Annotated in this window: 16 protein-coding genes; 11 read left to right on the plus strand and 5 right to left on the minus strand. The window is 69.3% G+C overall.

The genetic code is table 11. The annotated features are described in order from the left end of the window. Window positions 1-14 precede the first annotated feature (14 nt). The 3 genes from ACZ6ZD_RS24180 to ACZ6ZD_RS24190 are packed head-to-tail and all read right to left on the minus strand — an operon-like array spanning window position 15 to window position 2,868. Window positions 15-581 carry a DUF3105 domain-containing protein gene (locus ACZ6ZD_RS24180; protein ID WP_465675717.1) on the minus strand — a complete coding sequence of 189 codons (567 nt, stop codon included), beginning with the start codon at window positions 579-581 and terminating at the stop codon, window positions 15-17. Beyond that, on the minus strand, window positions 578-1,780 hold the full coding sequence (locus tag ACZ6ZD_RS24185; RefSeq protein WP_465675719.1) for a hypothetical protein: 1,203 nt from the start codon (window positions 1,778-1,780) through the stop codon (window positions 578-580). The genes ACZ6ZD_RS24180 and ACZ6ZD_RS24185 overlap by 4 nt, the downstream gene beginning before the upstream one ends. Then, window positions 1,777-2,868 carry a HesA/MoeB/ThiF family protein gene (locus ACZ6ZD_RS24190; protein ID WP_465675721.1) on the minus strand — a complete coding sequence of 364 codons (1,092 nt, stop codon included), beginning with the start codon at window positions 2,866-2,868 and terminating at the stop codon, window positions 1,777-1,779. Before ACZ6ZD_RS24190 ends, ACZ6ZD_RS24185 begins: the two co-directional genes overlap by 4 nt. Before the next feature lie 734 nt (window positions 2,869-3,602). Between ACZ6ZD_RS24190 and ACZ6ZD_RS24195 the strand changes: the two genes are divergently transcribed. The 9 genes from ACZ6ZD_RS24195 to ACZ6ZD_RS24235 all read left to right on the plus strand — a co-directional run bounded on the left by ACZ6ZD_RS24195 (window position 3,603) and on the right by ACZ6ZD_RS24235 (window position 20,073). Continuing rightward, entirely contained in the window at window positions 3,603-4,727 is a 1,125-nt protein-coding gene (locus tag ACZ6ZD_RS24195; RefSeq protein WP_465675723.1) for an inositol-3-phosphate synthase, read from the plus strand. Beyond that, the gene (locus ACZ6ZD_RS24200; protein ID WP_465675725.1) at window positions 4,721-5,722 is read left to right on the plus strand and encodes an SCO3242 family prenyltransferase; all 1,002 of its coding nucleotides are present in this window, start codon (window positions 4,721-4,723) and stop codon (window positions 5,720-5,722) included. Before ACZ6ZD_RS24195 ends, ACZ6ZD_RS24200 begins: the two co-directional genes overlap by 7 nt. Further along, window positions 5,719-6,543 (plus strand): sugar phosphate isomerase/epimerase family protein, encoded by an 825-nt coding sequence (locus ACZ6ZD_RS24205; RefSeq protein WP_465675727.1) that lies wholly within the window; start codon window positions 5,719-5,721, stop codon window positions 6,541-6,543. The genes ACZ6ZD_RS24200 and ACZ6ZD_RS24205 overlap by 4 nt, the downstream gene beginning before the upstream one ends. After that, a complete protein-coding gene (locus ACZ6ZD_RS24210; RefSeq protein WP_465675729.1) occupies window positions 6,540-7,091 on the plus strand; it encodes an EboA domain-containing protein in 552 nt (183 codons plus the stop codon). Before ACZ6ZD_RS24205 ends, ACZ6ZD_RS24210 begins: the two co-directional genes overlap by 4 nt. An 8-nt stretch (window positions 7,092-7,099) precedes the next feature. After that, a complete protein-coding gene (locus ACZ6ZD_RS24215; RefSeq protein ID WP_465675731.1) occupies window positions 7,100-7,951 on the plus strand; it encodes a TatD family hydrolase in 852 nt (283 codons plus the stop codon). Beyond that, a complete protein-coding gene (gene eboE, locus ACZ6ZD_RS24220) occupies window positions 7,948-9,096 on the plus strand; it encodes a metabolite traffic protein EboE (RefSeq protein ID WP_465675733.1) in 1,149 nt (382 codons plus the stop codon). The genes ACZ6ZD_RS24215 and eboE overlap by 4 nt, the downstream gene beginning before the upstream one ends. Continuing rightward, window positions 9,093-10,460 carry an alkaline phosphatase family protein gene (locus ACZ6ZD_RS24225; protein WP_465675735.1) on the plus strand — a complete coding sequence of 456 codons (1,368 nt, stop codon included), beginning with the start codon at window positions 9,093-9,095 and terminating at the stop codon, window positions 10,458-10,460. The genes eboE and ACZ6ZD_RS24225 overlap by 4 nt, the downstream gene beginning before the upstream one ends. A 224-nt stretch (window positions 10,461-10,684) precedes the next feature. After that, entirely contained in the window at window positions 10,685-14,509 is a 3,825-nt protein-coding gene (locus ACZ6ZD_RS24230; RefSeq protein ID WP_465675737.1) for a LamG-like jellyroll fold domain-containing protein, read from the plus strand. Between the two features lie 2 nt (window positions 14,510-14,511). Next, on the plus strand, window positions 14,512-20,073 hold the full coding sequence (locus ACZ6ZD_RS24235; RefSeq protein ID WP_465675739.1) for an RHS repeat domain-containing protein: 5,562 nt from the start codon (window positions 14,512-14,514) through the stop codon (window positions 20,071-20,073). On the opposite strand, the gene ACZ6ZD_RS24240 is transcribed toward ACZ6ZD_RS24235, so the two are convergent. Next, window positions 20,070-22,997: an AfsR/SARP family transcriptional regulator gene (locus tag ACZ6ZD_RS24240; RefSeq protein WP_465675741.1), complete on the minus strand. Its 2,928-nt coding sequence runs from the start codon at window positions 22,995-22,997 to the stop codon at window positions 20,070-20,072. The two genes, ACZ6ZD_RS24235 and ACZ6ZD_RS24240, sit on opposite strands and share 4 nt — an antisense overlap. Window positions 22,998-23,151: 154 nt before the next feature. Here ACZ6ZD_RS24240 and ACZ6ZD_RS24245 point away from each other — a divergent pair, with 154 nt between their 5' ends. Continuing rightward, window positions 23,152-25,245, plus strand: a complete 2,094-nt coding sequence (locus ACZ6ZD_RS24245; RefSeq protein ID WP_465675743.1) for a GH92 family glycosyl hydrolase — start codon at window positions 23,152-23,154, stop codon at window positions 25,243-25,245. Here the strand turns inward: ACZ6ZD_RS24245 and ACZ6ZD_RS24250 are convergent. Next, on the minus strand, window positions 25,172-25,753 hold the full coding sequence (locus ACZ6ZD_RS24250) for a HutD/Ves family protein (protein WP_465675745.1): 582 nt from the start codon (window positions 25,751-25,753) through the stop codon (window positions 25,172-25,174). The two genes, ACZ6ZD_RS24245 and ACZ6ZD_RS24250, sit on opposite strands and share 74 nt — an antisense overlap. Window positions 25,754-25,809: 56 nt before the next feature. Between ACZ6ZD_RS24250 and ACZ6ZD_RS24255 the strand changes: the two genes are divergently transcribed. Further along, on the plus strand, window positions 25,810-26,316 hold the full coding sequence (locus ACZ6ZD_RS24255; protein ID WP_465675747.1) for a GNAT family N-acetyltransferase: 507 nt from the start codon (window positions 25,810-25,812) through the stop codon (window positions 26,314-26,316). The last annotated feature ends 539 nt before the right edge of the window (window positions 26,317-26,855 follow it).

The following is a 26,855-nucleotide window of genomic DNA, read 5'->3' on the forward strand; positions in this document are numbered from 1 at the left end:
CGGTCGCGGCGGGCTCAGCCGGTGAGGCAGTCGGTGGCTCCGTTGCGCCATTGGTGGTCGTAGCGGCCGGCGACCTTTGTGACGAAAGATTCGATGGCGTCCGGGTCGATGGTCGGGGACTTCTGCAGGCGTTGCCAGGCGGTGAGGGCGATGCCGGTGGTGAGGGTGGGGTGCGGGGCGACGACGACGTCGCGGGGGTGGCGGCGGCCTACTCGTTCCAGGCGGTCGATGTCGGCGGGTGAGGTGGTGGGGGCGTACTGGAGCAGGACGTGACCGTGTTCGAGGATGTGGACCTGGAGCTCCGGGGGGATCGGTGCGCGGTAGATGCCGGGGATGACGACTCGGGGTGAGTGCGGGCCGGAGGTGGGCGGGTCGGTGCGGTAGGGGTCGTGCGGGGCGTTCTGGTAGGCGAGGTGGCGGTTGCCTTCGAGGGCTTGGGGGGTACCCGGGACTTCGTTACAGGGCAGGGCTTCGCGGTCGGTGAACTGACCGAGCAGGACGCCGAAGGCGAAGCTGGACATGGTGATGACGCTGAGCGTGGTGACCAGGATGCCGACGAGCAGGCCGGCGCGTTGTCTCATCGGGCGGCCCGGCGGCGGTTGCGGATCGCGACGCCGACCGGGAGGAAGACGTTGAGGGACGTGAAGGCGAGCAAGATCAGGCCCTCCCACCAGTAGAGGCTCAGGACGGGCGCTTGGGCGATGACGCCGAACGCCCAGCCGAAGGTGACTTTCGCACTCGGCACGATGAAGTGGATCGCGAACCAGACCATCCAGATCAGGCCGGCGACGTACAGCAGGCGGTACCAGCGGGCGACGCGCAGGTCGCGCGCCGCGGCGGTGTCGAGAACGTTCTGCTCCTCGGCAGAGAGCCTGCGGACCAGGCGTTTCAGCGACAACCGGGTGACCTGGTGCAGGTTGCCGCAGCCGGTGGCGGTCGACATCACGAGATACATGTCGGTGCGCAGATAGGCCAGGGTCTGGAAGGCGAGTTTCGCGACCTGGCTGAGGACGACCATCGCGAGGATCCGGATCAGCATCGGCGACAGGTCGATCCAGCCGCGCGACCAGGCATACCGCGGCGCGACGGCAAGGAACAGGACGACGCTGTCGATCGCCATCCCGGCCAGGAACGGCCCGTAGCGTTTGGCCGGCGGCAACGCCCACAGCCCTGACAGGTCGGTCTCCAGGACCGGGAAGATACCGCGGCGCTCCAGGCGCAGCCGCGACGGGATGCCGACCGCCGCTCCCGCGAACGCGTGCCAGGCCTCGTGCAAGAAGGTCAGCAGGATCACCACCACGTTGGTGACCAGCAAACTCAGCACGATGTCGGGGAAGACGAAGGTGTCCTCGTACGTCGGACGCAGCGCCGGCTCCAGCCCGAACATCACCAGCGTCGTGACCAGGCAGGCCACATAGATGCCCCAGGCAACAGGTCCGAAGAACGGCCGGACCAGCCAGGACGGAATCCGCGACACCGACCAGTGCCGGGGTTGGGCGTGCCCGTCGGCGGACGCCGGTCGGCCGATACCGGCCTCGACCAGCGCCGCCGCGAAGTCAGCGGCGTCGATCGATTCGCCGGTCTCCCGCTCCAGTTCAGCGGCCGCCGCGGCGATCGGCCGACCGGCCGCCAGCAGCTCGACCAGCCGGGCGCCCACTTCCGGGACGACGATGAAATCGCCGGTCGCCGGATCGCCGACGACGTACTCGTCGTCAGCCTCGCGCCGCACGATCACCCCGGTGAGGTCCAGCCGGGACTCGGCGTCCAGCGTCTGGCTCATGTCCACCCGCAGGTTGGGCAGGTGACGCCGGGAGTGGGGCGGACGGCGTAGTGGTAGGTGAGGTCGGTCAGGCTGAGGTGGAACATCAGGCCGCGGGTCGTGGTCGGGATGCCGGCCAGGTGGTAGACGGCGTCCAAGGCGGCCAGATGGCCGGTCAGGTTCGCGGTCGGGGCGATGACTGCGTGGCCGGTGAACGGGAACAGGTCCTCCGGCTCTTGACCGTGCTGCTCCCGCAGGCGGTCGCGGACGCTCGGCAGGCAGTCCGGGCAGCACGTCTCCCCCGGCACGAACAGTCCGACGACAGCCATCGGACCGGCGTACTGCGCTTGCATCCACGGCGTCCGGGTCCGCAGCGCGGCCGCGTTCGTCCACTCGCGGATCGTGTGCATGGGCTGGTCGGCGCAGAGCACGAGCAGATCGCCCTGCTCCATCAGGTGCGCGACGGCATCGGCGGAGTCGACCTTGATCTCCTCGCCGGTGACGACGGCGTGCTTGTTGATCTTGCTCAGCCGCTCAACCGCGACCGGGATCTTCGGCTTGCCGAGATCGTCCTCGGTGTAGAGCAGCTGGCGGGTCAGGTTCCCGGCCTCGATGACGTCGAAGTCCGCGCAGTGCACGGCGCCGACGCCGGCCGCGACGAGTGCGGCCGCGACTGCCGATCCGGTACCGCCGAGGCCGAGGACGACGACTTTGCTCGCCTTGAGACGCGATTGGACGTCGTAGCGGGACGCGCGCGGCGTCAGGTCGACCCAGGCGTAGTACGTGTGCGCCCGGTCGTAGCGGTCGATCTCCTCCGGGCTGAGATTGCCCGGCGGCGGTCCGGCGGCGTCCTCGACGTACCCGGCGTCGATGATCGCCTGGAGCGCGTCGGCCGCTTCGGCCGTGCTGAGGCCGGGCCGGTCGGCGGTCAGCTCCGCCACGATCTCGGCGCGGCCGCGGCTGCCGTCCATCAGCCCCAGCAACTGCCAGACCATGCCGTCCGGATCGTCGATCTCGGCGCCGATGCCCTGTTGTCTCCCCCCGACCGTCACCAGCGTCGGCGTCAGCCGCACCGGCTTGTGGATCCCTTTCACGCGCGGTTTGTCCATCGAGCCCCTCCCCAGAGCGCGAGCCGGGGCGTGGTCGCCCACGCCCCGGCCCCGAATCAAACGCTGCGACTAGCCACAGACCTCGTTACGGCAACCGGGGTCGGTGACGATGATCGCCGTGGTCTCCAGCTTCTCGAGCCGGCGGACCATGATCTTGCGCGGCTCCGGCGTGATCTCGACCTTCTCCATGACGGTTTCCCCTCTTGTTCGGGCGGTAACTGCGTAACTACGGCGGGCCCACCGCGAGCCTCAGTAGAGCATCGATTCCCGGTACTGCCCATTGGGGAAATCCCGATGATTTCGGCCCTCGTTCAAACCCTCGAATGAGTTTCGGTACCGTTCGGCGGCCGCGCCGAGAGCTTGAGCAGTCCGGACGCCGTGGCGTCGGCAGCCGTCCCCGCAAACTGCGGCATCGGCGTGATGCAAGGCATTGATTTCCGCCGGAGAGTTCAGCACCGGCGCGGACGACCAGCTGCCGGTTGCGATCACCCGGCTGCGGCAGACGCGGCCGGTCGCCGGCGCGGGGTAGCCCGGGCCGGTCGTGAAGGCGGATACATCTCACTCTCCCAGTTCGGCCGCGCCTCCCGCAGGATGGTCGGCGTGCCGCGGTCCATGGAGCGGATCACGCACTCAGGTACGGACAAGCGCTTCCCAGAACCGATTGCAGCACCTTAGAGTTCCGCTGCCACGGATCGTCTACCGTCCAATCACTTTTCGTGGCGTGAGGAGCTTCCATGCGTCCACGTGTTGGTGTCTGGTTGTTCGGAGCACGCGGATCGGTCGCGACCACGACCGTGGCCGGCGCCGCGGCGCTGGCGCACGGCGCGCCACCGGCCGGGGTCGTCACGGCCCAGCCGGCGTTCGCCGGCGCGGGCCTGACGCCGATCGAGAGCCTCGTCTTCGGCGGTCACGACGTGATCGACACTCCGCTGACCAAACAAGTCGAGCGGCTGATCGCCGGCGGGGTGCTCCCGGCCGGGCTGAACGGCCTGATCACCGCGGAACTGGCCGCGGCCGAGCGGAACCTGGTGGTCCTCCCGGTCGCGTCGACCCAGTCCGAGACGATCCGGCGGATGGCGGAGGATCTGCGCGCGTTCCGGCTGCGCAACGACCTCGACCACGTGGTCGCCATCAACGTCGCCTCGACCGAGCCGCCGTCCGACGTCCCGTACGCCGAGCTGCCCGGGCTACGGGCCGCCCTGGACGCCGGTACGCCGTTGCCCGCGAGCTGCGTGGCCGCGCTGGCGGCATTCGAGGCGGGGGCGTCGTTCATCGACTTCACCCCGTCGACCTCGATCCGGCCGCCGGTGATCCGGGAGTGGGCCGTCGAGCGTGGACTGCCGTTCGGCGGGCAGGACGCGAAGACCGGCGAGACGCTGGTGAAGACCGTCCTCGCCCCGATGTTCACCGCCCGCTCGCTGCCCGTGCACGCCTGGTCCGGCACCAACCTGCTGGGCGGCGGCGACGGCGCGACCCTCGCCGACCCGCGCGCCGCCGAGTCCAAGAACGTCTCCAAGGAGCGCGGTCTGTCCGACCTCCTCGGCCCGGACGTCGCCGGGCAGGTCCACATCGACTACGTCGACCCCCTCGGCGACTGGAAAACCGCCTGGGACCACGTGCTCTTCTCCGGTTTCCTCGGCGTCCGCATGACGCTGCAGTTCACCTGGCAAGGCTGCGACTCCGCGCTCGCCGCACCCCTCGTCCTGGACCTGGCCCGCCTGTCGGCCCTCGCCCTCGAACGCGGCCATGTCGGTCCCATGCCTTTCCTCGGCTTCTACTTCAAGGACCCCGTCGACTCGACGGAGCACGCGCTCAGTAAGCAGTACGACGAACTCGTCGAGTGGGTTCAATCGTGCTGAGGGCTTTGGTGGAGCTGGTCCGAGCGCCGGCGGCTTTGACGGTGCCTGGGGATGTGTTGGCCGGGGCCGTCGCGGCTGGGGATCTGCGAGTGGGGCGGGCGGTCGGGTTGTCGGCGTCCTCCATCTGTATCTACTGGGCCGGGATGGCGCTGAACGACTGGGCCGACCGCGAGCTGGACGCCGTGGAGCGGCCGGAGCGACCGATCCCCTCGGGCCGAGTGCCCGCGCGAACCGCGTTCAACCTGGCAGCCGGCCTGACCGCCGGCGGCCTCGCCCTCTCCGCGCTCAGCGGCGGCAGATCAACCCTCGCCACCTCGACCGCCCTCGCCGCCACCGCCTGGACCTACGACGTCTACGCCAAGAACACCGTCGCCGGCCCCGCCGTCATGGCCTCCGCCCGAGCCCTCGACGTCCTGGTCGGTGCCGGCCCCACCCGCCGCCGAGCCCTGGCCCCTGCCCTCGCCGTCGGCGCCCACATCCTCGGCGTCACCACTCTCTCCCGAGGCGAAGTCCACGGCGGCACTCCCACCCCAGCCCGCCTGAGCCTGGCCGCCACGACCGCCCTGACCCTGGCGACAGCCAACACCCCCTCCGGGGGTGGAGGAACACCAAGCGGGGGAAGGCCAGGGGCCGCACAGTCTGTCGGCGACCGGCTCGGCGGCATCGCCGCCGCTCTGGGCGCAGCTTCCCCGCGAGGCGGCGGGCGGCCTGGCGCCTCGTCCTTCACCGACTTTGGGCTGTCTTCCGGAGGCGGGCGGGTGGTTACCGCGTTGTTGGCCGGGTGGTTTGCTCGGTCGGTGGGGCCGGCGCAGACGGTGGCTGCTCAAGCGCCGGAGGCGGCGAACATCCGGCGTGCTGTGGGGGCTGGGATTCATGGGTTGGTGCCGTTGCAGGCGGCTTGGATTGCTCGGGGTGGGGCGCCGCGGCTGGGGGCCGGTCTGGTGCTGGCGTTGCCCTTGGTGAAGGCGTTGGCGAAGAAGGTGTCGTCGACATGAGGCTGGGATACGGGACGAACGGATTCGCCAATCATCGGTTGGCGGATGCGTTGGCGGTGATCGCCGACCTCGGGTACGACGGGGTCGCGCTGACGGTCGACCACAATCATCTGGACCCGTTCGCGAGTGGGCTGCGCGAGCGCACGGCCGAGGTCGGGCGCCTGCTGGAGCGGTACGGGCTCAGCGTGGTGATCGAGACGGGCGGGCGGTACGTGCTCGATCCGTTCCGCAAACATGAGCCGACCCTGCTGCACACGGACGGCGCGGAACTGCGCGTCGACCTGCTGCAACGGGCGATCCAGATCTCCGCCGATCTGGGTGCCTACGCCGTCTCGTTCTGGTCCGGCACCCTGCCGAAAGACGTGCCCGCGGACGTCGGCTGGCAGCGCCTGGTCGCGGGCTGCTCCAGGGTCGCGAGTTACGCCGCCGACCGCGGCGTCCGGCTCGGATTCGAACCTGAGCCCGGCATGCTCGTCGACGATCTGGCCGGATACCTCAAACTGCAGGCCGAGGTCGGCAGCGATGCGCTCGGACTCACCCTCGACATCGGTCATCTGGTCTGCAACGAACCGCAGTCCCCGCCCGATTGCATTCGCACCGGAGCGCCGTACCTGGTGAACGTACAGATCGACGACATGGTCCACGGCGTCCACGAGCACCTCGAATTCGGCACCGGAGAGGTCGACTTCCCGCCGGTTTTCGAGGCGCTGCGCGAGGTCGGGTACGCCGGCCTGGTCGCAGTCGAGCTCCCCCGGCATTCGCACGCCGCCCCAAGTGTCGCCCGCACCTCGATCGACTTCCTCCGGGAGGCGCAACGATGAAGGCCGCCGAGCTGACCGTCGACGTCTCCGGCCTCCGCGACCGCCCGCTCGCGGAGGTGTTCCCGGCCGTCGGCCGGATCGTCGGGCGGGAGCTGCTCGGGAACGGCTGGACCGCCGACGAGGCCGCCCGGGCGGTGCTGCTGTCCACCGCGAGCGCCGCCGAGATCACCGAGCTCTACCGGTACGGCGACGCCGCCGAGAAACGCGCCGTCCTGAAGGCACTCGCCCTCGACGAGGTCGCCGGCACCCTGAGCGCGCAGGGGGTCGAGCTCCTCGACGACGCGATCCGCACCAACGATCCGCGGCTGATCACGGCCGCGCTCGGATCGCCGTACGCCACCGAGAAGTTGCCAGCGGCAAGTTTTCGGCAGGCGGTCCTGAAATGCGTGTTCGCCGGAATCCCGCTGGCCGAGGTCGACGGCCTGCCGGATCGGGCGGATGCGGAGCTGATTCGGATGATGTCCGATTTCGCGGCGGAGAGGAGGGCCGCGGGCCGCGCCGTACCCGCCGATCTGACGCCGTATCTCAGCAGTCCTCACGAGAGGTGACTCGACCGATGCGCATCTTCGACCCGCATATCCACATGACGTCCCGGACCACCGACGACTACGCGGCGATGGCCGCGCACGGCGTCCGGGCGGTCGTCGAGCCGGCCTTCTGGCTCGGCCAGCCGCGGACCAGCGCCGCGTCGTTCGTCGACTACTTCGACGGGCTGATCGGCTGGGAGCCGTTCCGCGCCTCGCAGTACGGGATCAAGCACCACTGCACGATCGCGCTGAACCCGAAGGAGGCGAACGACCCGCGTTGCCGCGAGGTGCTCGCCATCCTGCCCCGCTACCTGGCCAAGGACGGCGTGGTCGCGGTCGGCGAGGTCGGCTACGACTCGATGACGCCGGCCGAGGACGAGGTGTTCGCGGAGCAGCTGGCGCTCGCCGTCCGGTTCGGCCTGCCCGCGCTCGTGCACACACCGCACCGCGACAAGGCGACCGGGACGACGCGGACGCTCGCCGTCGTCCGCGAGTCCGGGATCCCCGCCGAGCACGTCGTGGTCGACCACCTGAACGAGGTGACGGTCGAGGAGGTCGCGAACTCGGGCTGCTGGATGGGTTTCTCGATCTACCCCGACACCAAGATGGACCCCGAGCGGATGGTCGCGATCCTGCAGCGGTTCGGTACCGAGCGGATCCTGGTGAACTCCGCTGCCGACTGGGGCCGCTCCGACCCGCTGCGGACGTATGCGACCGCGCAGGCGATGCTCGCCGCCGGCTTCACCGCCGACGACGTCGACCAGGTGCTCTGGCGGAACCCGGTCGCCTTCTACGGGCAGTCCGGGCGACTCGACCTGACCGATACCGAACCGGCGCAGACGTACGCCGGGAACTCGATCCTGCGAGGTGCACCGGCATGAGGTTCCGCCATCCCGACGGCTCGCTCGTCCATCTGGCGTACTGCACGAACGTCCACCCGGCCGAGGACCTGGACGGCGTGATCGCCCAGCTCGACGGCTGTTCGGCGCTGGTCCGCAAGGAGCTGGACGTCCCGGTGCTCGGCGTCGGGCTGTGGCTCGCGTACCGGCTGGCCAATCAGCTGGCCAACTCGCCCGCCGCCCTGCACCGGCTCCGCCAGGCGCTGGACCGGAACGGCCTCGAGGTGGTCACGCTGAACGGCTTCCCGTACGCCGGGTTCCACGACGAGGCCGTCGGGAAGAAGGTCTACCTGCCGGACTGGACGCACCCCGAACGACTCCACTACACGCGCGACCTGGTCGACGTCCTGGCCCGGTTGCTGCCGGAGGACGCGGCGTACGGGTCGATCTCGACGCTGCCGTTGGGCTGGCGGGAGCCGTGGTCGGCCGAGCAGGACACGCGCGCGCGGGCCGCGATCAGCCGGCTCGAGGTGCATCTGGCGCGGACCGAGGAGACGACTGGACGGCGGATCCGGGTCGCGTTCGAGCCGGAGCCCGGGTGCGTGATCGAGGTTGTCCCGCAGGGGGCCGAGTGGCTGGCGCCGTACGGCGCTGCCGGGCGGATCGGGTTGTGCCTGGACACGTGTCACCTGGCGGTTCAGTTCGAGGAGCCAAGTGCGGCGTTCGGCGTCCTCGAGCAGGCTGGGGTGCCGATCGTGAAGAGTCAGGTGTCGGCGGCTTTGCACGTCGCGGACCCGGGTGACGCGGAGGCGCGGCGGCTGCTGGATGAGTTCGCCGAGCCGAAGTTCTTGCATCAGACGCGGGAGCTGGGCGGGGGCGCGATCGACAACTTGGACGCGGTGGCCGAGTTGTCCGGAGCAGCGCCGTGGCGGGTGCACTTCCACGTGCCGGTCCATGCCGCGCCGCGGCCGCCGTTGAGCAGTACGACGGATGTCCTGACCGACTCGCTGTCGCGGCTGGTCGGCGGCGAGCATCCGCGCACGTTGCACCTGGAGTCGGAGACCTACACCTGGTCCGTGCTCCCGTCGTCCCCGCGGGACACCCAGGAGCTGGCCGAAGGGATCGCCGGCGAGTTGGCCTGGTTGCGCGACCGCATCACCGCTCTTGGACTGGAGGAAGTCAAGTGAGCCGCCAAGTAGTCGTCATCGACGTTGTCGGGCTGACCCCGCGCCTGCTGCGCAAGATGCCGCGGCTGCGGTCGTTGCCGTTGACAAGAGAACTGGGAACGGTGTTGCCGGCCGTGACCTGCTCGGCGCAGGCGACCTTCCTGACCGGCTCGATGCCCAGTGAGCACGGGATCGTCGGCAACGGCTGGTACTTCCGCGACCTCGGCGAGATCTTCCTGTGGCGGCAGCACAACCGGCTCGTCCAGGGCGAGAAGATCTGGGACGTCGCCCGGCGATCCAACCCGGCGTACAAGGTCGCCAACGTGTGCTGGTGGTACGCGATGGGCGCCGAAACCGACCTGCTCGTCACTCCGCGGCCGATCTACTACGCCGACGGCCGCAAGGCGCCCGACTGCTACACCCGTCCGGTCGAGCTGCACGATCGACTGACCAGCAAGCTCGGCGACTTCCCCTTGTTCACCTACTGGGGGCCGACGGCAAGTATCAAGTCGAGCCAGTGGATCGTGAACGCCTCCCGGCAGATCCTTGCCGAGGACAACCCCGACCTGCTGCTCACCTACATCCCGCACCTCGACTACGACCTCCAGCGGTACGGCGCGTCGTCCATCGAGGCCACCCGCGCCGCGATCGAGCTGGACGGCGTCCTAGCACCGCTGCTCGACGACGCCGAAGCCCGCGGCGCCACGGTCGTCGTCCTCTCCGAGTACGGCATCACCGACGTCAGCCGGCCGGTCGACATCAACCGCCTCCTGCGCCGCGAGGGCCTTCTGGAGGTCTACACCCAGGACGGTATGGAGTACCTCGACCCCTGGGCCTCCCGCGCCTTCGCGGTCGCCGACCACCAGATCGCCCACGTCTACATCCAGGACCCCGCCGACGTCGAGCCGGTCGCCAAACTCCTCGCCGGTCTCCCCGGCGTCGCCGAGCTCCTCGACGCCGAAGGCAAGAAGACCCACGGCCTCGACCACGAACGCGCCGGCGAGCTCGTCGCCGTCGCCGACCCCGATGCCTGGTTCACCTACTACTACTGGCTCGACGACGCCAACGCCCCCGACTTCGCCCGCAGCGTCGAGATCCACCGCAAACCCGGCTACGACCCCGCCGAACTCTTCTTCGACCCCAACGACCCCCTCGTCAAACCCCGCGCCGCCTCCTACCTCCTCCGCAAGAAACTCGGCTTTCGCTACGCCATGCAAGTAGTCCCCCTCGATCCCACCCCCGTCCGCGGCTCCCACGGCCGCCTCCCCGCCACCCCCGAAGACGGCCCCGTCTTCCTCAGCACCGACCCCAACCTGGCCCCCGAAGGCCCCATCCCACCCACCGCCGTCCGCGACCTCCTCCTCAAAGCCGCCGGCCTGAGCTGACGCCTGTCGCACGCCGCTCAAGGTTGGGTTAAGGAGCGGAGCGGCGTGCGTGTTTAGCGTGACCGGGCTGCGGTGGTTGCCGTGGGGAGTCCGGGTGTTGGGAGCGGCCTGTGTGGGGTTGGCGGCGGAGTTGGGTAGTCGGAGCGCTGGTCATGGGGTTGGTGGTGGGAGCGGGCACGCCGGGGTGGGCGACCGTGGAGCCGCCGGATGGCGAAGTGGCGGGAGTGGAGTGTCCAGCGGGCGGGGCGCGGGAGGCGGAAGGGGAGTTCGAGGCCTACCAGTTGGCGTTGGCTTGTGGGAGTGACGTCGAGGTGTTGGCGTTGCGGGGGAACGACCGCGAGGCGTTCGCGACGCCGGCGGGGTTGTTGGAGACGAAGATCGCGGTCGAGCCGTATCGGGTCAAGGATGCGGCCGGGCAGTGGACGGCGATCGATCCGGCGTTCGTAGGACGGGCAGACGGGTCGGCACGCGCCGCGGCGACGGTGATCCAGGTGGAGGCCGGAGCGGGCGGGACGGCGCCGTTCGTGACGGCGACCGATCCGGACGGCGGTGTGCTGTCACTGACCTGGCCGAAGGGCGCGTTGCCGAAGCCGGTGCTGAGCGGCGCGGTGGCGATCTATCCGAATGTGCTGCCTGATGTCGATCTGTCGGTTCAGGCGGAGGCGGTCGGGTTCTCGTGGGCGCTCGTGGTGAAGACGGCGGAGGCCGCGCAGAATCCGGAGCTGGCCACGATCCGGGTCGGGATCACGACGGTCGGGCTGACGGTTGCCGAGGACGCCGAGTCCGGTCGCATCGACGTACTGGACGCGGACGGCGACGTCGTGTTCGAAGCCGGCCAGGGCCTGATGTGGGACGCCCAACGGATGGCGGACGTCGACGTCCGCCGAACCGCCGCCGGGCTCACCCTCGTCCCCGACCTCACGATGCTGAAGGCCAAGAACCTGAAGTTCCCGCTCTACATCGACCCGCCGTTCACCTCGACCCGCAAGGCATGGGCGAACGTGTTCCAGGGCCGGGCCACCCAAGGCTGGACCGGCGACAGCAGCTGGCCCCGGTCCGGTGGGATGCGGGTCGGCCGCGACACCTGGAGCAACTGCGGTGACGGCTGTGGCCTCTGGCGCTCGGTGATCAAACTCGACATCGGCAAGCTGAACAGCAAACACATCGCCGCCGCGAGTGTGAACCTGCTGCAGACCCACACCGGCGGCTGTGCGAACCAGAGTCTGCAGCTCTGGCGCACCGCGGAGGTCTCCAACGGCACCTCCTGGAACGGCGTCGACTGGTTGTACGGCGATCCGCTGCAGACCAAGTCCGTCCCGTCGTCCAACACGACCGGCTGCTCCGGCAAGTCCGACGAGTGGGTCGAGTTCGACGGCGCGAACGTGAAGAAACGCGTGCAATCGGCCGCCGACCACAACTACGACGCGATCAGCTTCGGACTGCGTTCGTCCGACGAAGGCTCCCGCGACGCGTGGCGCCGAATCAAGACCTCGTCGGTCCAGCTGCACGTCACCTACTACATCTACCCGCCGCACCCGGACCGCCTGACGGTGGACGGCGCCGGCTGCGACCCGACCGAATCCGGTTCGCCGTGGGTCACCGAGCGCTACCCGACCTTCTCCGCCCGGGCACGCTCCTCGGAGTCCGAGCCCGTGTACCTGCGATTCCGCGTCCGCAAGGTCGCCGAGGAGACCAACTACTACTGGTACCGGACGCCGGACCCGCTCGCCGCGAACACGACGTCCGCCAAGAGGTCGACGACCGCGCTGCCCGACGGCCCGTACAAGTGGCAGGCGCGCAGTGACTCGCAGCAGACCGACGCGGTCAACTCGGGCTACACGAACTACTGCTACTTCAGGGTCGACGCCACCGCGCCGACGGTCCCGACGGTCACGGGGCCGACCGGCGCCGTCACCGAAGGCTCGACCGTCAGCCTGGCCGTAGCCGCGACGGACCCGATCGTCAACGGCTCCCGCTCCGGCCTGGCCCGGTTCGAGTACTCGTGGAACACCGACACCTACGACCAGCGGCTCGCCTCGACCGGGACAGCGACGATCAAGCGGACGGCGGTCACCGCCGGCCGGCACGTCCTCTACCTCCGCGCGGTCGATGCCGCCGGCAACATCTCCGGCCGTAAGGTCTTCACCTTCTTCGCCGGCCGGCTCATCCCGGCGACACCGATGGCTGCGTGGCGGCTCGGCGGCGACCTGGTCGACGACACCGGCCACGGCAAGGACCTCGCCGTGCTGACCGGCGCGCCGGCCTTCGCGACCGATGCCGCCGGCAACACCGCACTCGGGTTCGACGGCAACGACTGCCTCAAGGCCCCGACCGCGATCCGGACGGACGCCGCGTTCAGCGTCGCGCTCTCGGTCCGGCTGGACGCACCGAACGGCACCGGCTACACGAAGGTCCTTGCCCAGGGCAACCTCAATCACTCGATGTACCAGATCCAGCACAACGGCGCCGACAACCGCTGGTCGTTCTCGCTGGTCGACTCGCCCGGCGACACCTACGGCTGGAAGAGCGTCACGGTCGCCAATCCCGTTCCGTACGGACAATGGCTGCGGATCGTCGCGACCTACGACCCGGATGCGGGTCTGTCCCGGATCTACCTCAACGGCGCCCTCGCCGGTGAGCTCCCGGTCAGCTTCACCCCGTGGAACGCCACCGGCTTCTTCAGCCTCGGCTGCCTGCCGACCGGGTCCGGCGGCGCTTCCCATCCCTTCACCGGCGCGATCGAGAACGTCGGCGTCTGGCAAGGTCTGCTGACCCCTACCGCCATCAAGGCCGGGGCCGAGTTGACCGCCGGCGAGATCGCCCACTGGGAGCTGCGCGGTGACGGTTCGGACGCGAGCGGTTTCGGCCGCGACCTGACACTGCCGGAGTCGGCCGAGCAGAGCTTCGACCCGTTCGGCCGCCCCGACGGCGCGCTCGTCCTCGACGGCCGCTCCTGCGCCGCCGCCAGTACGCCGATCGCTCCATCGGATGCGCCCTTCGGCATCGGAGCCTGGGTCAAGCCCACCAAGGTGACGGGCGGCCGACAGGTCCTGTTCGCACAGGACGGCGGCTTCGCGCTACTAATCACCCCGGACGGCAAGTGGGAGATCGAGCCGGCCGCCGTCGGAAATACGATGGCACCGCGCAGCGCCGGTTCGTACACGCCCCCGAAGACGGGCTGGCAGTACGTCGAGTTCCAGTACGAAGGCGGCAACCGCTGGATCGTCAGCGTCAACGGCAGCCGCGGTGAGAACTGGACCCGCGGCATCCCTGGCCGAACCCAGTCGCCGCTGACCGTTGGCTGCGCCAAGGGCACGCAGGACTACTTCACCGGCATGCTGCACGACGTCCGGGTCTGGCGCGGAGTGAAACCGGTGACGTCGATCAAGGCCTCGCCGCCTGCCGAGGTGGCGTCCTGGTGGGCCCTGGAGGAGAACGGCCTCGACGAGACGCCGAACCGCCGCGACCTCACCTTCGCCGGCACCCCGCGGTACAACGACGGCTGGTGGGACAACCCGGACAGCGCGCTCGAGCTGACCGGGACGACGAGTGCAGCAACCAGTACCCCGGTCGTTGCCACCGATGAGTCCTTCACCGTCGCGGCCTGGGTCCGGCTGGATGCCCTCGACGTCAACCAGACCGTTGTGTCGGCGGCCGGCGCGAACAACACCGGATTCCGGCTGCGGTTCAACGCGACCCTGCAGCAGTTCGAGTTCGGGATGGCGACCGAGGACGTCAGCGACGTCACCGGCCGGTGGGTTCGCGGCGGGTCGGCGCCCGCGGTCGGCGCGTGGTCGTTCGTCGCCGGCAGTTTCGACTTGCGCGCCAAGACGATCCGCCTGTTCGTCAACGGCGCCGAAGTCGCGGCCGGCCCCGGCCCCGACCGCCCCTGGAAGGCGGCCGGACCACTCGTCCTCGGCGCTGCCGACACGACCGCGGGCTCGCCCTTCCACCACCTGAAGGGCCGGGTGGACGACGTCGTCGCTTGGCACCACGTCGTCTCACCACGAGCGATCAAGAACATGTACGGCACGAACGAGGGGAGCTGACGATGCGCTACCGCAAAGCCGGCGCCGGCCTGGTCGCCGCCGCCCTGATCCTGTCGATGCTGACAACCACGGCGTACGCCGACTTCGAACGCAATCCGCAGCCGTACGACTCGACCCCGGTCGAGCCGGTTGCCGGGGCCGACTCCGCCTTCCGGGACTCTGCTGCGGCGTGGTCCGGCGCGCCCGCTGACGCGGCTGGTGACGCCGACGACGGCAACTGGTCCGCCACCGACCTGGCCGCGGCCGGGGCCTGGACCCAAGGCGGCGCGTCCGGAGCGTTCTCCTACAGCTACGACATGCGGCTGCCACCGGCCGTCGGACCGACGCCGTCGATCGGTCTGGCCTACTCGTCGGCCGAACACGACGGCCGGACGTCGGGCACCAACAACCAGGCGTCCGTCGTCGGCGACGGCTGGTCCGCCGCACCGAACTTCATCGAACGCACGTACACCTCATGCGCCGACGACAAGGACGGCGACCCGGCCGGGAACCTCTGCTGGGACGGCGACTCGCCGTCCCTCACGATCACTCTCGACGGCGTGAGCACGGCGCTCGTCCGGGACGATGCCACCGATGTCTGGAAGGCCGCGGACGACGTCGACTGGAAGGTCCAGCACTCGGAGTCACCCGAGCAGTGGACGATCACCACGACGGACGGAACCAAACATCACTTCGGCACGACCGCGACCTCTCGCTGGACGGTGCCCGTCTTCGGTAACCACTCCGGCGAACGCTGCTATCCCACCCGCTGCGACCAGACCTACCGCTGGATGCTCGACAAGTCCGTCGACGTGCACGGCAACTCGGCTCAGTACACCTACGAGACGGCGTCCGGCCGGTACGCGATCGACTCCGACACCCAGGCGACGTACATCCGCGAGGGCTGGCTGAAGACGGTCGAGTACGGCGTGCGGACGAACGCGAAGACGGCCAAGGTCGAGTTCACCATGGCCGACCGCTGTCTGTCGGACTGCCGGGAGCCGGACGGAGAGCCGCGGAAGTCCAAGTGGCCGGACACGCCTTGGGAGCTGGTCTGCAAGGCTGGGACGAAGTGCGACCAGACCGCGCCGACGTTCTTCTCGACCAAGCGGCTGGCCGCGGTGACGACGTACGTCATGTCCGGCGGCAGCTACACCCCGGTCGACTCCTGGAAGCTGACGCACGCGTTCAAGGACTACGGGGACAAGGACCAGGTCGTCCTGTGGCTGGCATCGGTCCAGCACACCGGTCATGTCGGCGGTTCCGCGACCACACCGGCAATGGAGTTCGGCGGGACGTTCCTGCCGAACCGTGTCGACACCGGTGAGTCCTTTCCGGGGAACTGGCGACCGCGGCTGACGTCGATCAAGAACGAGACCGGTGGCGTCACGACCATCAACTACACCGAGCCGGACTGCCGGAAAGGCGATCTGCCGGCCAGCGCGCATCAGAACAACCGACGCTGCTTCCCGGCCCGCTACACCCCCGAGGGCCTTTCTGAGCCGGTGGACGTCTACTTCCACAAGTACGTCGTCCGGTCGGTTGCGGAGTCCGATGCGACCGGTGGCGGCGACACCGTGTGGAAGTTCTACGAGTACTCGACGGACGGCGGCGGTACGACCGCGCTGTGGGGCTGGAACGACGCAGAGTTCGTCAAGAAGAAGGATCGGGACTGGAACCAGTGGCGCGGCTACTCGCAGGTCGTCACGCTGACAGGTGACCCTTCCGACCCGGGCCCGCAGTTGCGCTCTCGCAGCCGGTACTACCGCGGCCTGGACGGCGACAAACTACCCGGCGGCAAGCAGCGCTCGGTCACAGTCACCGACGCGAACGGACAAACCGCACCGGACCACCGGGCGCTCGCTGGCGCCGAGTGGGAGTCAGCCTCGTTCGACGACACCACACTGATCAGTGCGGAGACCACCTGGTACTGGACGTCGCGTACCGCGAAGCGCAGCTACGACGGCGGCTCGATCGAGGCCTGGCTGTCCGGCGAACGGCGTACCGACACCCGCACGCTGCTGGCACCGTCGGTCTGGCGTACCGCACGGACCGAGACGACGTACGACGCACGCGGGCGTGAGATCCGCGTGGACCAACAGGGTGACATCGGCAAGACCGGTGACGAGCGGTGCGTGCGGACGACGTACGCCGACAACACTGCGCTCTGGCTGTTGGAGCTGGTGTCGACTGTGGAGTCCGTCGCGGTCGGCTGTGGAGCTCCGGTGAACCGGCCGGCCGACGTGATCGGCGGGCTTCGGGCCTACTACGGCAGCACCGGCCTGATGACCCGCTCGGACGCGTTGGAGAGCTGGGAGGTGTACAAGACGATCGGGACGTCCACCTTCGACGCTCTGGGTCGGCAGCTGACCGCTACCGATGCTCTGGGCAACAAGACGACTACTGCCTATACGCCCGCCGCCGGTGGACCGGTGACGTCGACTGTGAGCACGAACGCGTTGGGGCATGCCACTACGACTCAGCTGGCGCCGGCCTGGGGTTCGGTGACGGCGACGGTTGATCCGAACGCCCGGCGTACGGTCGCGACGTACGACCCATTGGGCCGCCGAACCGCCGTCTGGTTGCCTGGGCGCGATTCGGCGACCGAAAGCGCGAACCAGCGGTTCAAGTACCACGTCTCGCCGAGCACGCCGACCACGGTGACGACCGAGCGGATGATCCACGACGGCTCGTACCTGACCAGCGTGGCGCTCTACGACTCGCTACTGCGCTCTCGGCAGGTCCAGGAACAGACCAACGGCGGCCGGCTCGTGTCGCAGACCGTGTACGACTCGTACGGTCGGGAGCGGTTCCGCTCGGCACCGACGTACAACAACACCTCCGGGCCGAACGGGCAGCTCGTGCGGATCAGCCGGACGAATGACGTTTCGCGGACGGAGCTCGCGTACGACGCCGCTGGACGCGTCACCGATGAGGTGTTCGTGGTGAAGGACCAGGAGAAGTGGCGGACGTCGTACCGGTTCGGCGGGGACGCGACGAACTGGCGGACCACTGTCATCGCGCCCGAAGGCGGTACGACCCGGTCGACCCTGGAAGACGCTCTAGGCCGAGCTGTCGAGCTGCGGCAGTTCCAGAACCGCAACGCGACCGGAGCGTTTGACTCGACCAAGTACGCGTACGCGCCGAATGGCCAGTTGGGCACGGTCACCGACCCGGGGCGCAACCAGTGGCGGTACGAGTACGACCTGCGCGGACGACGGACCGCATTACACGATCCGGACGCCGGTACGTCCCGAACGGCGTACAACCCGGCTGGTCAGGTCACGGCGACGACCAACGGCAACAACGAGACGCTGAACTACCAGTACGACGCGTTGGGTCGGCCCACCAAGGTGCTGTCGAACTCGAAGGCGTTGGTCGAGCGTGCGTACGACGGCGCCGAGCACGGGATCGGGATGCCGTTCACGGCAACCCGCTGGGTAGACGGGCAGGCCTGGACGACCGAGACGCGTAAGTACACGCCGGACGGGCAAGCCAAGCAGGTCTACACCCATCTACCGAAAGCGGCCGGTGCGCTGGCCGGCTCGTACTGGGAGGCCTATACCTACAACGAGGACGGCTCGCTGCACACGTACGGCGCGAAGGGCGCAGGCAGCCTCGATGAGGAGGTCGTGACGCAGTCGTACGACGCAATGGGTCGGCCGGGCCGCGTGACGTCTTGGGGTGATGACTTCGGGTTCGGACACGTCTACGTGGACAAGGCCGTCTACTCGCCGTACGGGCAGCTCCTGCAGCGTCAACTGGGTGACACCGCTTGGCAGACGTGGATCTATGAGGAGGGCACCGGACGGGTCGAACAGTTCTACTTCGACAAGGCGGGCACTACGCACGATGTCGCCGCGCTGTCCTACCGGTACGACGCGTCGGGCAACGTACTGTCGATTGCGGATACCCCGGAGACGCAGTGCTTCCGGTACGACTCGCTGCAGCGGCTGACGGATGCGTGGGCCCAGACAGCAGCTACCTGCGCAGAGCCATCCGCCGGTGGGCCTGGTGCGTACCGGTCGTCGTACACGTACGACGTGGTGGGCAACCGGAAGAGCGAGTCGCAGTGGACTCCTGGCGGCTCGGTTGAGAACACGTACTCGTACGAGGCCGGCCCGCATCAGCTGACCGGGGTGGCGTCGACCGGTGGTGCAGCAACGGCATTCAGCTACGACCGGGCCGGTTTCACAACCGGCATCGACACCGACGTCCTGGACTGGACGCCGTCCGGCCGGCTGAACACCATCACCACCGCGGACGGGACAGCGAAGTTCTACGACGACGCCGACGGGCAACGGATCCTGCGGGCCGATGCCAACGGCGATCTGACCGCATGGGTCGCCGGCTACGAACTGACCTACAAGAAGGCGACCGGCAAGGTCGAGGCGACCCGCTACTACCGGCACGGCAACGACACCATCGGCCTCCGCAACGGCCTCGGCGACCTCCTCTGGGTTGCCGGCGACCACCACGGCACCAACCAGTGGATCGTCAACAGCAACACCCACACCGCGACCGTGCGCCGCCGCGACCCCTTCGGCAACCAACGCGGCCCAGCCCCCACCACCTGGCCCGACAACCGAGGCTTCGTCGGCGGCCTCCAGAACGACGCCGTCGACCTCACCACCATCGGAGCCCGCGAGTACGACCCCGCCACCGGCCGCTTCATCTCCGCCGACCCCCTGATGGACCTGCTCGACCCGCAACAACTCAACGGCTACGCCTACGCGAACAACTCCCCCGTCACCATGTCCGACCCCACCGGCCTCAAAAGCGTCCGCAAAGCACCCCGAGTCCCCAAACCCGGCAAGAAGGTGAAGAAGCAGTCAAAGAGCGCCACCCAGCAGCGCGGCCCCAAACAGCGACACAACAGCGGAGCCGCCCGCCGAGGCCCCGGCGGCGTCGAAGGCACTCCCCCACGAGCCCCCAAAGGCATCCCGGACCGCCCGAACGACAAGAAGGTCCGCCCCGGCGGCCCAATAACCCACCCCGGCGGAACCGGCGTGGGCATCACGATCCGGGGCGACGAGGAGTTCTGGGCCTGGAGCGACGCGGTGTGGACGGCCAACCATGCGATCTGCACGGCGGTCAGCTCGTCGGCGGCCTGCGCGCTCGGGTCACTTCACGAACCACCCGGCGGATACGGCGGCTGCTTGGGCGCCAGCGCAGCGGCGGGATACATGGTCGGCGTCAGTCTCTGCGCGATCTATACCCGGGACGACGGCATGGTGTTGTCCGGCGCAACGCAGGAGGGCTACGCCGGCAATGTCAGTGCGGGAGTGAATGCCGGCCCGGTCGTGACGACGTCCACCGGCGCCGACAGTATCGCCGGCACCGGTAAGGGGGTCAGCCTCGAATCGGGTGTCTGGGACTTCTTCGGGCTCGGCAGCTCGCGAGTCGTCTCGAACGGCTCAGGCGACGAGACCGTCAACTACTACGGCTCTGCCGGAGTAGGTCTGCTCCCGATCACCTTTGCGGGGTTCGAGGAGACCTCTCACGCCTGGACGTTCGACGAGCTCGAGGACTGGGGCTTCCTCGACCCGTCCTGGTACGGAACCGGCGACACCCCCTGGAACTAACCCCGACGGAGGCGGTTGATCGGAGCAGCAATCCGGTCGGCCGCCTCGCGGTGGGTGCGGGCGGTGTGCGGATCGCCGAGGCCGGTGTGGGCGGTGGCCAGGGCGTGGAGGGCGAGTTCGTGGCGGGCGGGCCAGGGCATGGCGGCGTAGGCGGTGGCGGCTCGGGTGGCGTGGTCGCGGGCTTCGGCGTACGCGGCGAGGCCGTTGTGGGCGCCGGCGAGGATGAGGTCCAGGTAGATCTGGGTGCCGCGCGAGATGCGCGGCCACTTGGCGCAGGCTTCGGCGACGACGTCGCGGGCGGCGGCGTGGTCGCCGAGCTCGACCAGGACTTCAGCGAGGTCGATGAGGACGGGCGGCACCATCGAGGACATCTTCCGCTCGTGGGCCTGCCGTAGCTCTTCCTCGAAGGTCGCCCGCGCCGCCTCCGGCCGGCCTGCGTGCAGTTGCACCTGCGCCAGGACCTGCAGGCACCAGATGTCGAGATGGCCGAACGAGCCCGCGCGCGCGATCGCGAGCGCCTCGGTCACCGCGGCCGTCGCCTGGTCGAACTCGCCCCGAAAGGCATGGAGCTCCGCGTTCGACACCCCGATCCGGATCTGCTGCTCTGCTGTCCGCCCGTCCGCCGTGACCTCCTCGGCGCGCCGGACGTACGCCTCCGCCTCGTCGAACCGGCCCATCCGCAACAGGACCTGGATCATGTTGCCGGTACCGATCAGCTGGGACCGCACGTTCCCGTTCGCGACCGCCAGCTCGACTCCGCGGATGAAGGCCGGAGCCGCGCCCGCGAAGTCGCCGTGGTCGTGCAAGTAGATGCCGAGGTTCCCGTTCGCGGCGGACTGCTCCTGATGGGTCAGCGCGTCGGCGAGCGCGACGGCCCGGCTGCCGAACTCGATGGCGCCGGCGGTGTTTCCGTCGATGCGCTCGGACGACGCCCGCAGCACGGTCATCCGGAACCGGCCGAGCGCGTCCCCGCTCTGCTCGGCCCGGTGCCGCGCGAGTTCGATCAGCCGACGGATCCGCTCGATCGACCGCCACTCGTTGAGGGTGTTGCGGAGCGGCAGCACGAGCCGCCAGAGCCGCGGGTGGTCCAGCAGCGCTTCGCAGGCCAGGAAGATGTTGCTCTCCTCGGCCGCGATCGGTTCGTACGCGCGGTCGTGGTGCCACTCGATGAACCGCTCGATCAGGGCAGACCGGTCGTCCGGAGTCAGGTCGCGTTCGGCGACCCGGGCGGCGTACAGGCGGACCAGATCGTGCATGCGGTACCTGCGAGCGCGGTGCTGCTCCATCAGGTTCGCCGAGAGCAGCCGGCGCAGCGACGCCGATGGGTCGGTCTCACCCACTGCTTCGATCAGCTCGGCGGCAAAGTCCTCGCCGGGCAGGACGCCGAGGAGGGCGAAGAGCGCTTTGGCGTCCGGATCGAGCACGCGGTACGACAGGTCCAGGTTGGCGGTGACAGCCGCGGCCGAGTCGCCGTCGACAGCCAGCACGTCCAATCGGTCCCGGCGTTCCAGCTCGCGTACATAGTCGCTGATCGAGGCGTTCGGCTCGGCGGCCAGATGCGCGGCAGCGATGCGCAGCGCCAGCGCCAGCCGACCGCATAGCTCCGCGAGCCGCCCAGCTGCCTCCGGCTCGGCGTTGACGCGCTCGGCACCGATCACTCGCGTCAGCAGCGCCACTGAATCATCAGGTCCGAACACACCCACCTGGACCGGACGGGCGTCGTTGAGCGCGATCAGCCCGGTGAGCCGGTCGCGGCTGGTCACGATCGTCCGGCAACCGACGCCCGGCAGCAGTGGTCGCACCTGCTCGGCGTTACGCGCGTTGTCCAGGACAACCAGCACCCCGCGATCAGCAGTGATCGACCGGAACACCTCAGCCGCAGCATCCACGTCGTCCGGCACCTCCTCCCCCGGCACACTCAACGCCAGCAACAGCCTCGCAAGCGCGTCGCGCGGCGATACGGCGTCCCCCTCGTCGAACCCGCGCAGATTGACGTACAGCAAGCCGCCCGGGAACTGCCCAGCCCGCGTATGCCCCCAGTGCACCGCCAGCGCGGTTTTCCCAGCTCCAGCGGGTCCAACAACCGCAACCAGCGGTACGCCGTCCGTCAGCTCGTCAAGCGCCGCCAGCTCGACCGCCCGTCCAGTAAATCCACTGATGTCCGCCGGCAACTGCACTGGCGCCGCAACCGCCGTCAATGCGAGTGAAGGATCCTGCCGCAGGATGCGCACGTGCAAGTCCCGCAAGCGTTGCGACGGATCCGCACCCAGCTCGTCACGCAGCCGCGCCCGGCTCAGCTCGAACCGCGCCAGCGCGTCAGCCGAGCGACCACACCGGTAGTACGCGAGCATCAACAGCTCCGTCAGCGGCTCAACCATCAGTGCGCCGTCGCTGAGCCCCACAAGCTCAGCCAACACCGCCTCGTGCCGGCCAGCCGCCAGCTCAGCCGTGTACCGCTCGGTCAGCAGCTCGACCCGCTCGGCAGCCAACGCCGTCCGCACCTGCTCCGCCCAGCGCCCACCGATCCCAACCAACGCGTCAGCACCAGCCTCCGCACACGCCCGCCGCCACACCGCCAACCCACCGCTCCGCGCCTCCGCACGCAGCGCGCGAACCGCATGGACGTCGACCGCCAACGGATCAACGTCCAGCACATACCCCTGCGAACCAGCCCGCCGAATCGCAGCCCCCGGCACCACCTTCAACGCAGTCCGCAACCGAGCAACATACGAGTAGAGCGCGCTCAACACGGCGTCCGGCGGATCGCCGTCCCAGACTCGGTCGATCAGGTCGGACTGAGTGACTGGCGTACCAGGCTGGAGCGCAAGCACGGCAAGGACGCAAGCGAGCTTGGGCGCACGAACCGGCTGACCGTCGATGGTCACCGGGCCGAGCAGCCGGATCCTGGCGGGGGAAGGCGGCATGCGGCGGACGGTAACAGCTCGGAGGTCATCGTGGGGCGGTGATCCGCCTTTCGGTCGCAAGGGGTAAGTCATGACATGCTTGGGTGGTTAGAGGTCGGATCTTTGTGTGGGAGGTTCGGTGGGTGCGCGGGAAGCTGTGGATGATATTGATCCATTGATCGGAGCTTTGACGACGGCGCCGGAGACGGCGTGTGGGAAGACGTTTCCGGGGCCGGTGGTGCCGTTCGGGTTGGTGCAGCTGGGGCCGGACACGGTGAGCGGGGGTGACCACGGGAGTGGTTACTCGGCGGACATGGGGACGATCGAGGGGTTCAGCTTCACGCATCTGGGTGGGATCGGGTGCTACGGCGACCTGGGGAACCTGCAGGTGATGCCGCAGGTGGGGCCGTTGGTGACCGGGCGGGTCGCGGCGAACAGCCCGTACCGCGAGCAGGTCGTCCGGGCCGGCTACTACGCGGTCGAGCTGGATCGGTACGACGTCCGCGTCGAGCTCGCCGCCGCGGCGCGGGCCGGGATGCTGCGGTTCACGTTCGCGGCGGAGCGGCCGCGGATCAAGGTGGATCTGGCGCGGCGGATCGGGTTCGACGGGTCGCATTCGGTCGAGCAGTCGTACACGGTGGTCGACGAGCACCGGGTCGAGGGCTGGATGCGGTGCGACCGGAGCGGTGGCGGGTGGATCTGCGGGCAGGGGCCGGAGTACACGGTCCACTTCACGCTGGTCTTCGACCGCAAGATTGTTGCTTTCGGCAACTGGGAGGACGCCGAGGTGCGCGCGGACCGGGCCCGGACGACGGCCGCGGCCGAGGCGGGCTTCTTCGCGGAGTTCGACGGCTCGGGAACACTGCTGGCGAAGGCGGGGATCTCGTACACCAGCCTGGACGGCGCCCGGGCGAATCTCGCGCACGACCTGCCGGACTGGGACTTCGACGCCGTCGTCACGCGCGCCCGGGCCCAGTGGGCCGACGTCCTGGCGAAGGTCGCGATCGAGGGCGGCACCGCCGACCAGCGGCAGATCTTCCGGACGGCGCTCTACCACACGATGATCGAGCCGCGCCGCTTCGCGGACGTCGGCGACGAGGCGGCGTACGAGCGGCGGACGGTCTTCAGCGGCTGGGACGTGTTCCGCGCACAGCTGCCGCTGCTGACGATCATCGACGAGCAGGTGGTGACCGATCAGATCAACACCCTGATCGACCTGACCGACTCAGGTCGCGTGAAAGGCCTGGCCCGCTGGGAGCTGCTCGGCACCGAGACCGACACGATGCTCGGCGACCCGGCGATCAACGTCATCGCGGACGCCGTCCTCAAGGGCCTGGGCGGCTTCGACGTCGACAAGGCGTACCGCTTCTGCCGCGAGGTTGCGCTCGGCCCGGCCGAGCGCTCGAACCGCGGCGAGCTGGCGAACTGGCTGCGGCTGGGCTACGCGTCCGGCGAGTACTCGTTGTCGATGACGGTCGAGAACGCCTACAGCGATCACGCGCTGGCCCGGCTCGCCGAACACCTCGGCCGTCCGGACGACGCCGCGTCACTCGACGCGAGCGCGCAGAACTATCGCAACGTCTTCAACCCCGAGCTCGGCTGGTTCCGCGGCCGCCATCCCGACGGAACCTGGATGGGTCCGGACGAAGGCTGCGCGGAGAGCAACCCGGAGCAGCAGGGCTGGTTCGTGCCGCACGACGTCACCGGGCTGATCGACCTCGTCGGCGGACCGGAGCCGTTCATCGAGCGCCTGAACGCGATCTTCGAGAACACCCCGCCGGCCGACCTGATGAAGTGGAACGACTTCTACAACCACTCCAACGAGCCCGTCCACCAGATGGCGTTCCTGTTCACGTACGCCGGCGCCCCCTGGCTGACCCAGAAATGGTCGCGCTACATCTGCGATCACGGTTACGGCACCGGCCCCGCGGGTCTCGGCGGCAACGAGGACTGCGGCCAGATGTCCGCCTGGTACATCTTCGCCGCCGCCGGTCTCTACCCCGTCGCACCCGTCGACCAGGTCTACATCCTCGGCAGCCCGGTCTTCGACGCTCTCACCTTCCGCACCAGCCGCGGCACCGAGTTCGCCGTCCGCCGATCCGGAACCGGCACGTACGTCGAGAGCGCGACACTCAACGGCGAACCGCTCGACCGGGCCTGGATCACCCATGCCGAAGTCATGGCCGGCGGCGAGCTCAACTTCCGGATGACGCCGACGCCAACGGATTGGGGCTCAAGGCAACTACCGCCACGACTCCGGCGCCGGTGACCCGCGGCGGCGGATTGGCGACCACGTCGCGGGCACCGAGCGCCACGCCCGCGACCGTGATCGCGCCGTCCAGCACCACCAGGAAGTCGCCCCGCACCGGCTCCGCACCACTCACCCGCCGACACTCGACCGCGGCCGTCACCGCACCCCGGCGCGTCATCACGTTGAAGGCGACCACCGGCGCCGCCACCTCGGCCGCGACCTCCGTCTCGCCTGCGAAGGCGAACGGCTCGAACGGCCGCAACACCCGCGTCTGCGGCAGCATCAGCCGGAGCTCGTCGCCGGCCGCCACCGTCAGGATCCGATCGACGCCCGGGAAGACGGAGAAGGCGCCGGGCCGCTCGATCTCCGCAAAGCTCAGCCGCCAGTCGAACTGGTCGGCGGCGCCGCGATCGGGTGGCCGGGCCGACGACTCGCCGCCGGCGTGGGCCACCTCGTAGGTGACGCCCAGGCCGTTCTTCCACGGCACCCGTCGGTGCTCCGCGGCTCGCAACACCCGAAAGCTCATCCGGTAACGCTAGTACGCTGGTTCGGGACGGCTGACGGCACCGGGGGGCAGCGCGCGTGGACATCGAGGTGCTGACCGAAGACGACTGGAAGGCGCTCCGCTCCGTTCGGCTGCGCGCGCTCGAGGACTCCCCGACCGCGTTCCTGGCGAAGGCTGAGACCTCCTGGGGCGAACCCGCGTGGCGCGCCGCCGTCCGGGACGGCGATTGGATCGTCGCCCGGCACGGGGAGCAGGTGATCGGCGTCGTGCACTGCGTCCGCGGCGAGGACCGGCCGGCCGACGAACGGCACTTCGAGTCGGTCTGGGTCGATCCGCTGCACCGGCGCAGCGGCGTACTGCGCGCCTTCCTGAGCCATCTGGTCGACTACGACCCCGCTGTCCGCACGCTGATGGTCTGGATTCTCGACGGGAACGACGCGGCCCGGGCCACCTACGAGCGGCTGGGGTTCGAATCCACCGGCGAGCGCCAGCCTTTGCCCGGCGTACCACGCCGGGTCGAAGAGCGGCTGAGGCTGGCGCTCAACGCCAACCACGATTCGACCGATGCCGTGCCGGAGTCGTAGCCCGCGGTGTACCAGGTCGAGAGCCCGAGGACGTCGAGCGCTTCGCGTTCGCTGCAGGCGCCCCCGGCCGCCGGCAGGATGCGCTGCCAGCTCTCGTCGTCCGCACGCCATCTCTCGATGAAATCGACGCAAAGCTCCGGGATGATCATGCTCAACTGATCCGTGGCGTGGGTCAGCGACTCCAACGCGTCCTGGACGTCGGCCGCGAGCCGCTCATCCGACAGCCGGTCGCGCGTCGCGCCGATCATGGCCTGCCGGTCCTCCAGGAAGAACTGCCAGTGCCGTCGGCCGGTCGCGGCCCGCAGCTGCTCGGCCAGGCTCCACCCCGGCGTCCCGGAGAACAGCGCGTAGAGCCCTTCGGCGAGCACGTCGCCCAGCTCCTCACGGCCGGCCCGCTCCGGATCCTCGAACGGCCGGTACTCGTCCTGCCGGACCTCACCGATCTTGGGCAGCGCGCGAGCGGCCGCGTGCTGCGCGAAGAAGAACCAGTCCTCGTTGTAGATATCGGGGAAGAACGACATCGCCGGATGCTGGGTGTT

This window comes from Kribbella sp. NPDC104218, assembly GCF_055584105.1.

What these genes read in the sequence shown, in the direction of transcription:
- ACZ6ZD_RS24195 (WP_465675723.1), top strand. Translation starts at nt 3,603, where the DNA reads ATGCGTCCACGTGTTGGTGTCTGGTTGTTCGGAGCACGCGGATCGGTC.
- ACZ6ZD_RS24240 (WP_465675741.1), bottom strand. Translation starts at nt 22,997, where the DNA reads ATGCCGCCTTCCCCCGCCAGGATCCGGCTGCTCGGCCCGGTGACCATC.
- ACZ6ZD_RS24190 (WP_465675721.1), bottom strand. Translation starts at nt 2,868, where the DNA reads ATGGACAAACCGCGCGTGAAAGGGATCCACAAGCCGGTGCGGCTGACG.
- ACZ6ZD_RS24205 (WP_465675727.1), top strand. Translation starts at nt 5,719, where the DNA reads ATGAGGCTGGGATACGGGACGAACGGATTCGCCAATCATCGGTTGGCG.
- eboE (WP_465675733.1), top strand. Translation starts at nt 7,948, where the DNA reads ATGAGGTTCCGCCATCCCGACGGCTCGCTCGTCCATCTGGCGTACTGC.
- ACZ6ZD_RS24250 (WP_465675745.1), bottom strand. Translation starts at nt 25,753, where the DNA reads ATGAGCTTTCGGGTGTTGCGAGCCGCGGAGCACCGACGGGTGCCGTGG.
- ACZ6ZD_RS24185 (WP_465675719.1), bottom strand. Translation starts at nt 1,780, where the DNA reads ATGAGCCAGACGCTGGACGCCGAGTCCCGGCTGGACCTCACCGGGGTG.
- ACZ6ZD_RS24180 (WP_465675717.1), bottom strand. Translation starts at nt 581, where the DNA reads ATGAGACAACGCGCCGGCCTGCTCGTCGGCATCCTGGTCACCACGCTC.
- ACZ6ZD_RS24210 (WP_465675729.1), top strand. Translation starts at nt 6,540, where the DNA reads ATGAAGGCCGCCGAGCTGACCGTCGACGTCTCCGGCCTCCGCGACCGC.
- ACZ6ZD_RS24235 (WP_465675739.1), top strand. Translation starts at nt 14,512, where the DNA reads ATGCGCTACCGCAAAGCCGGCGCCGGCCTGGTCGCCGCCGCCCTGATC.
- ACZ6ZD_RS24215 (WP_465675731.1), top strand. Translation starts at nt 7,100, where the DNA reads ATGCGCATCTTCGACCCGCATATCCACATGACGTCCCGGACCACCGAC.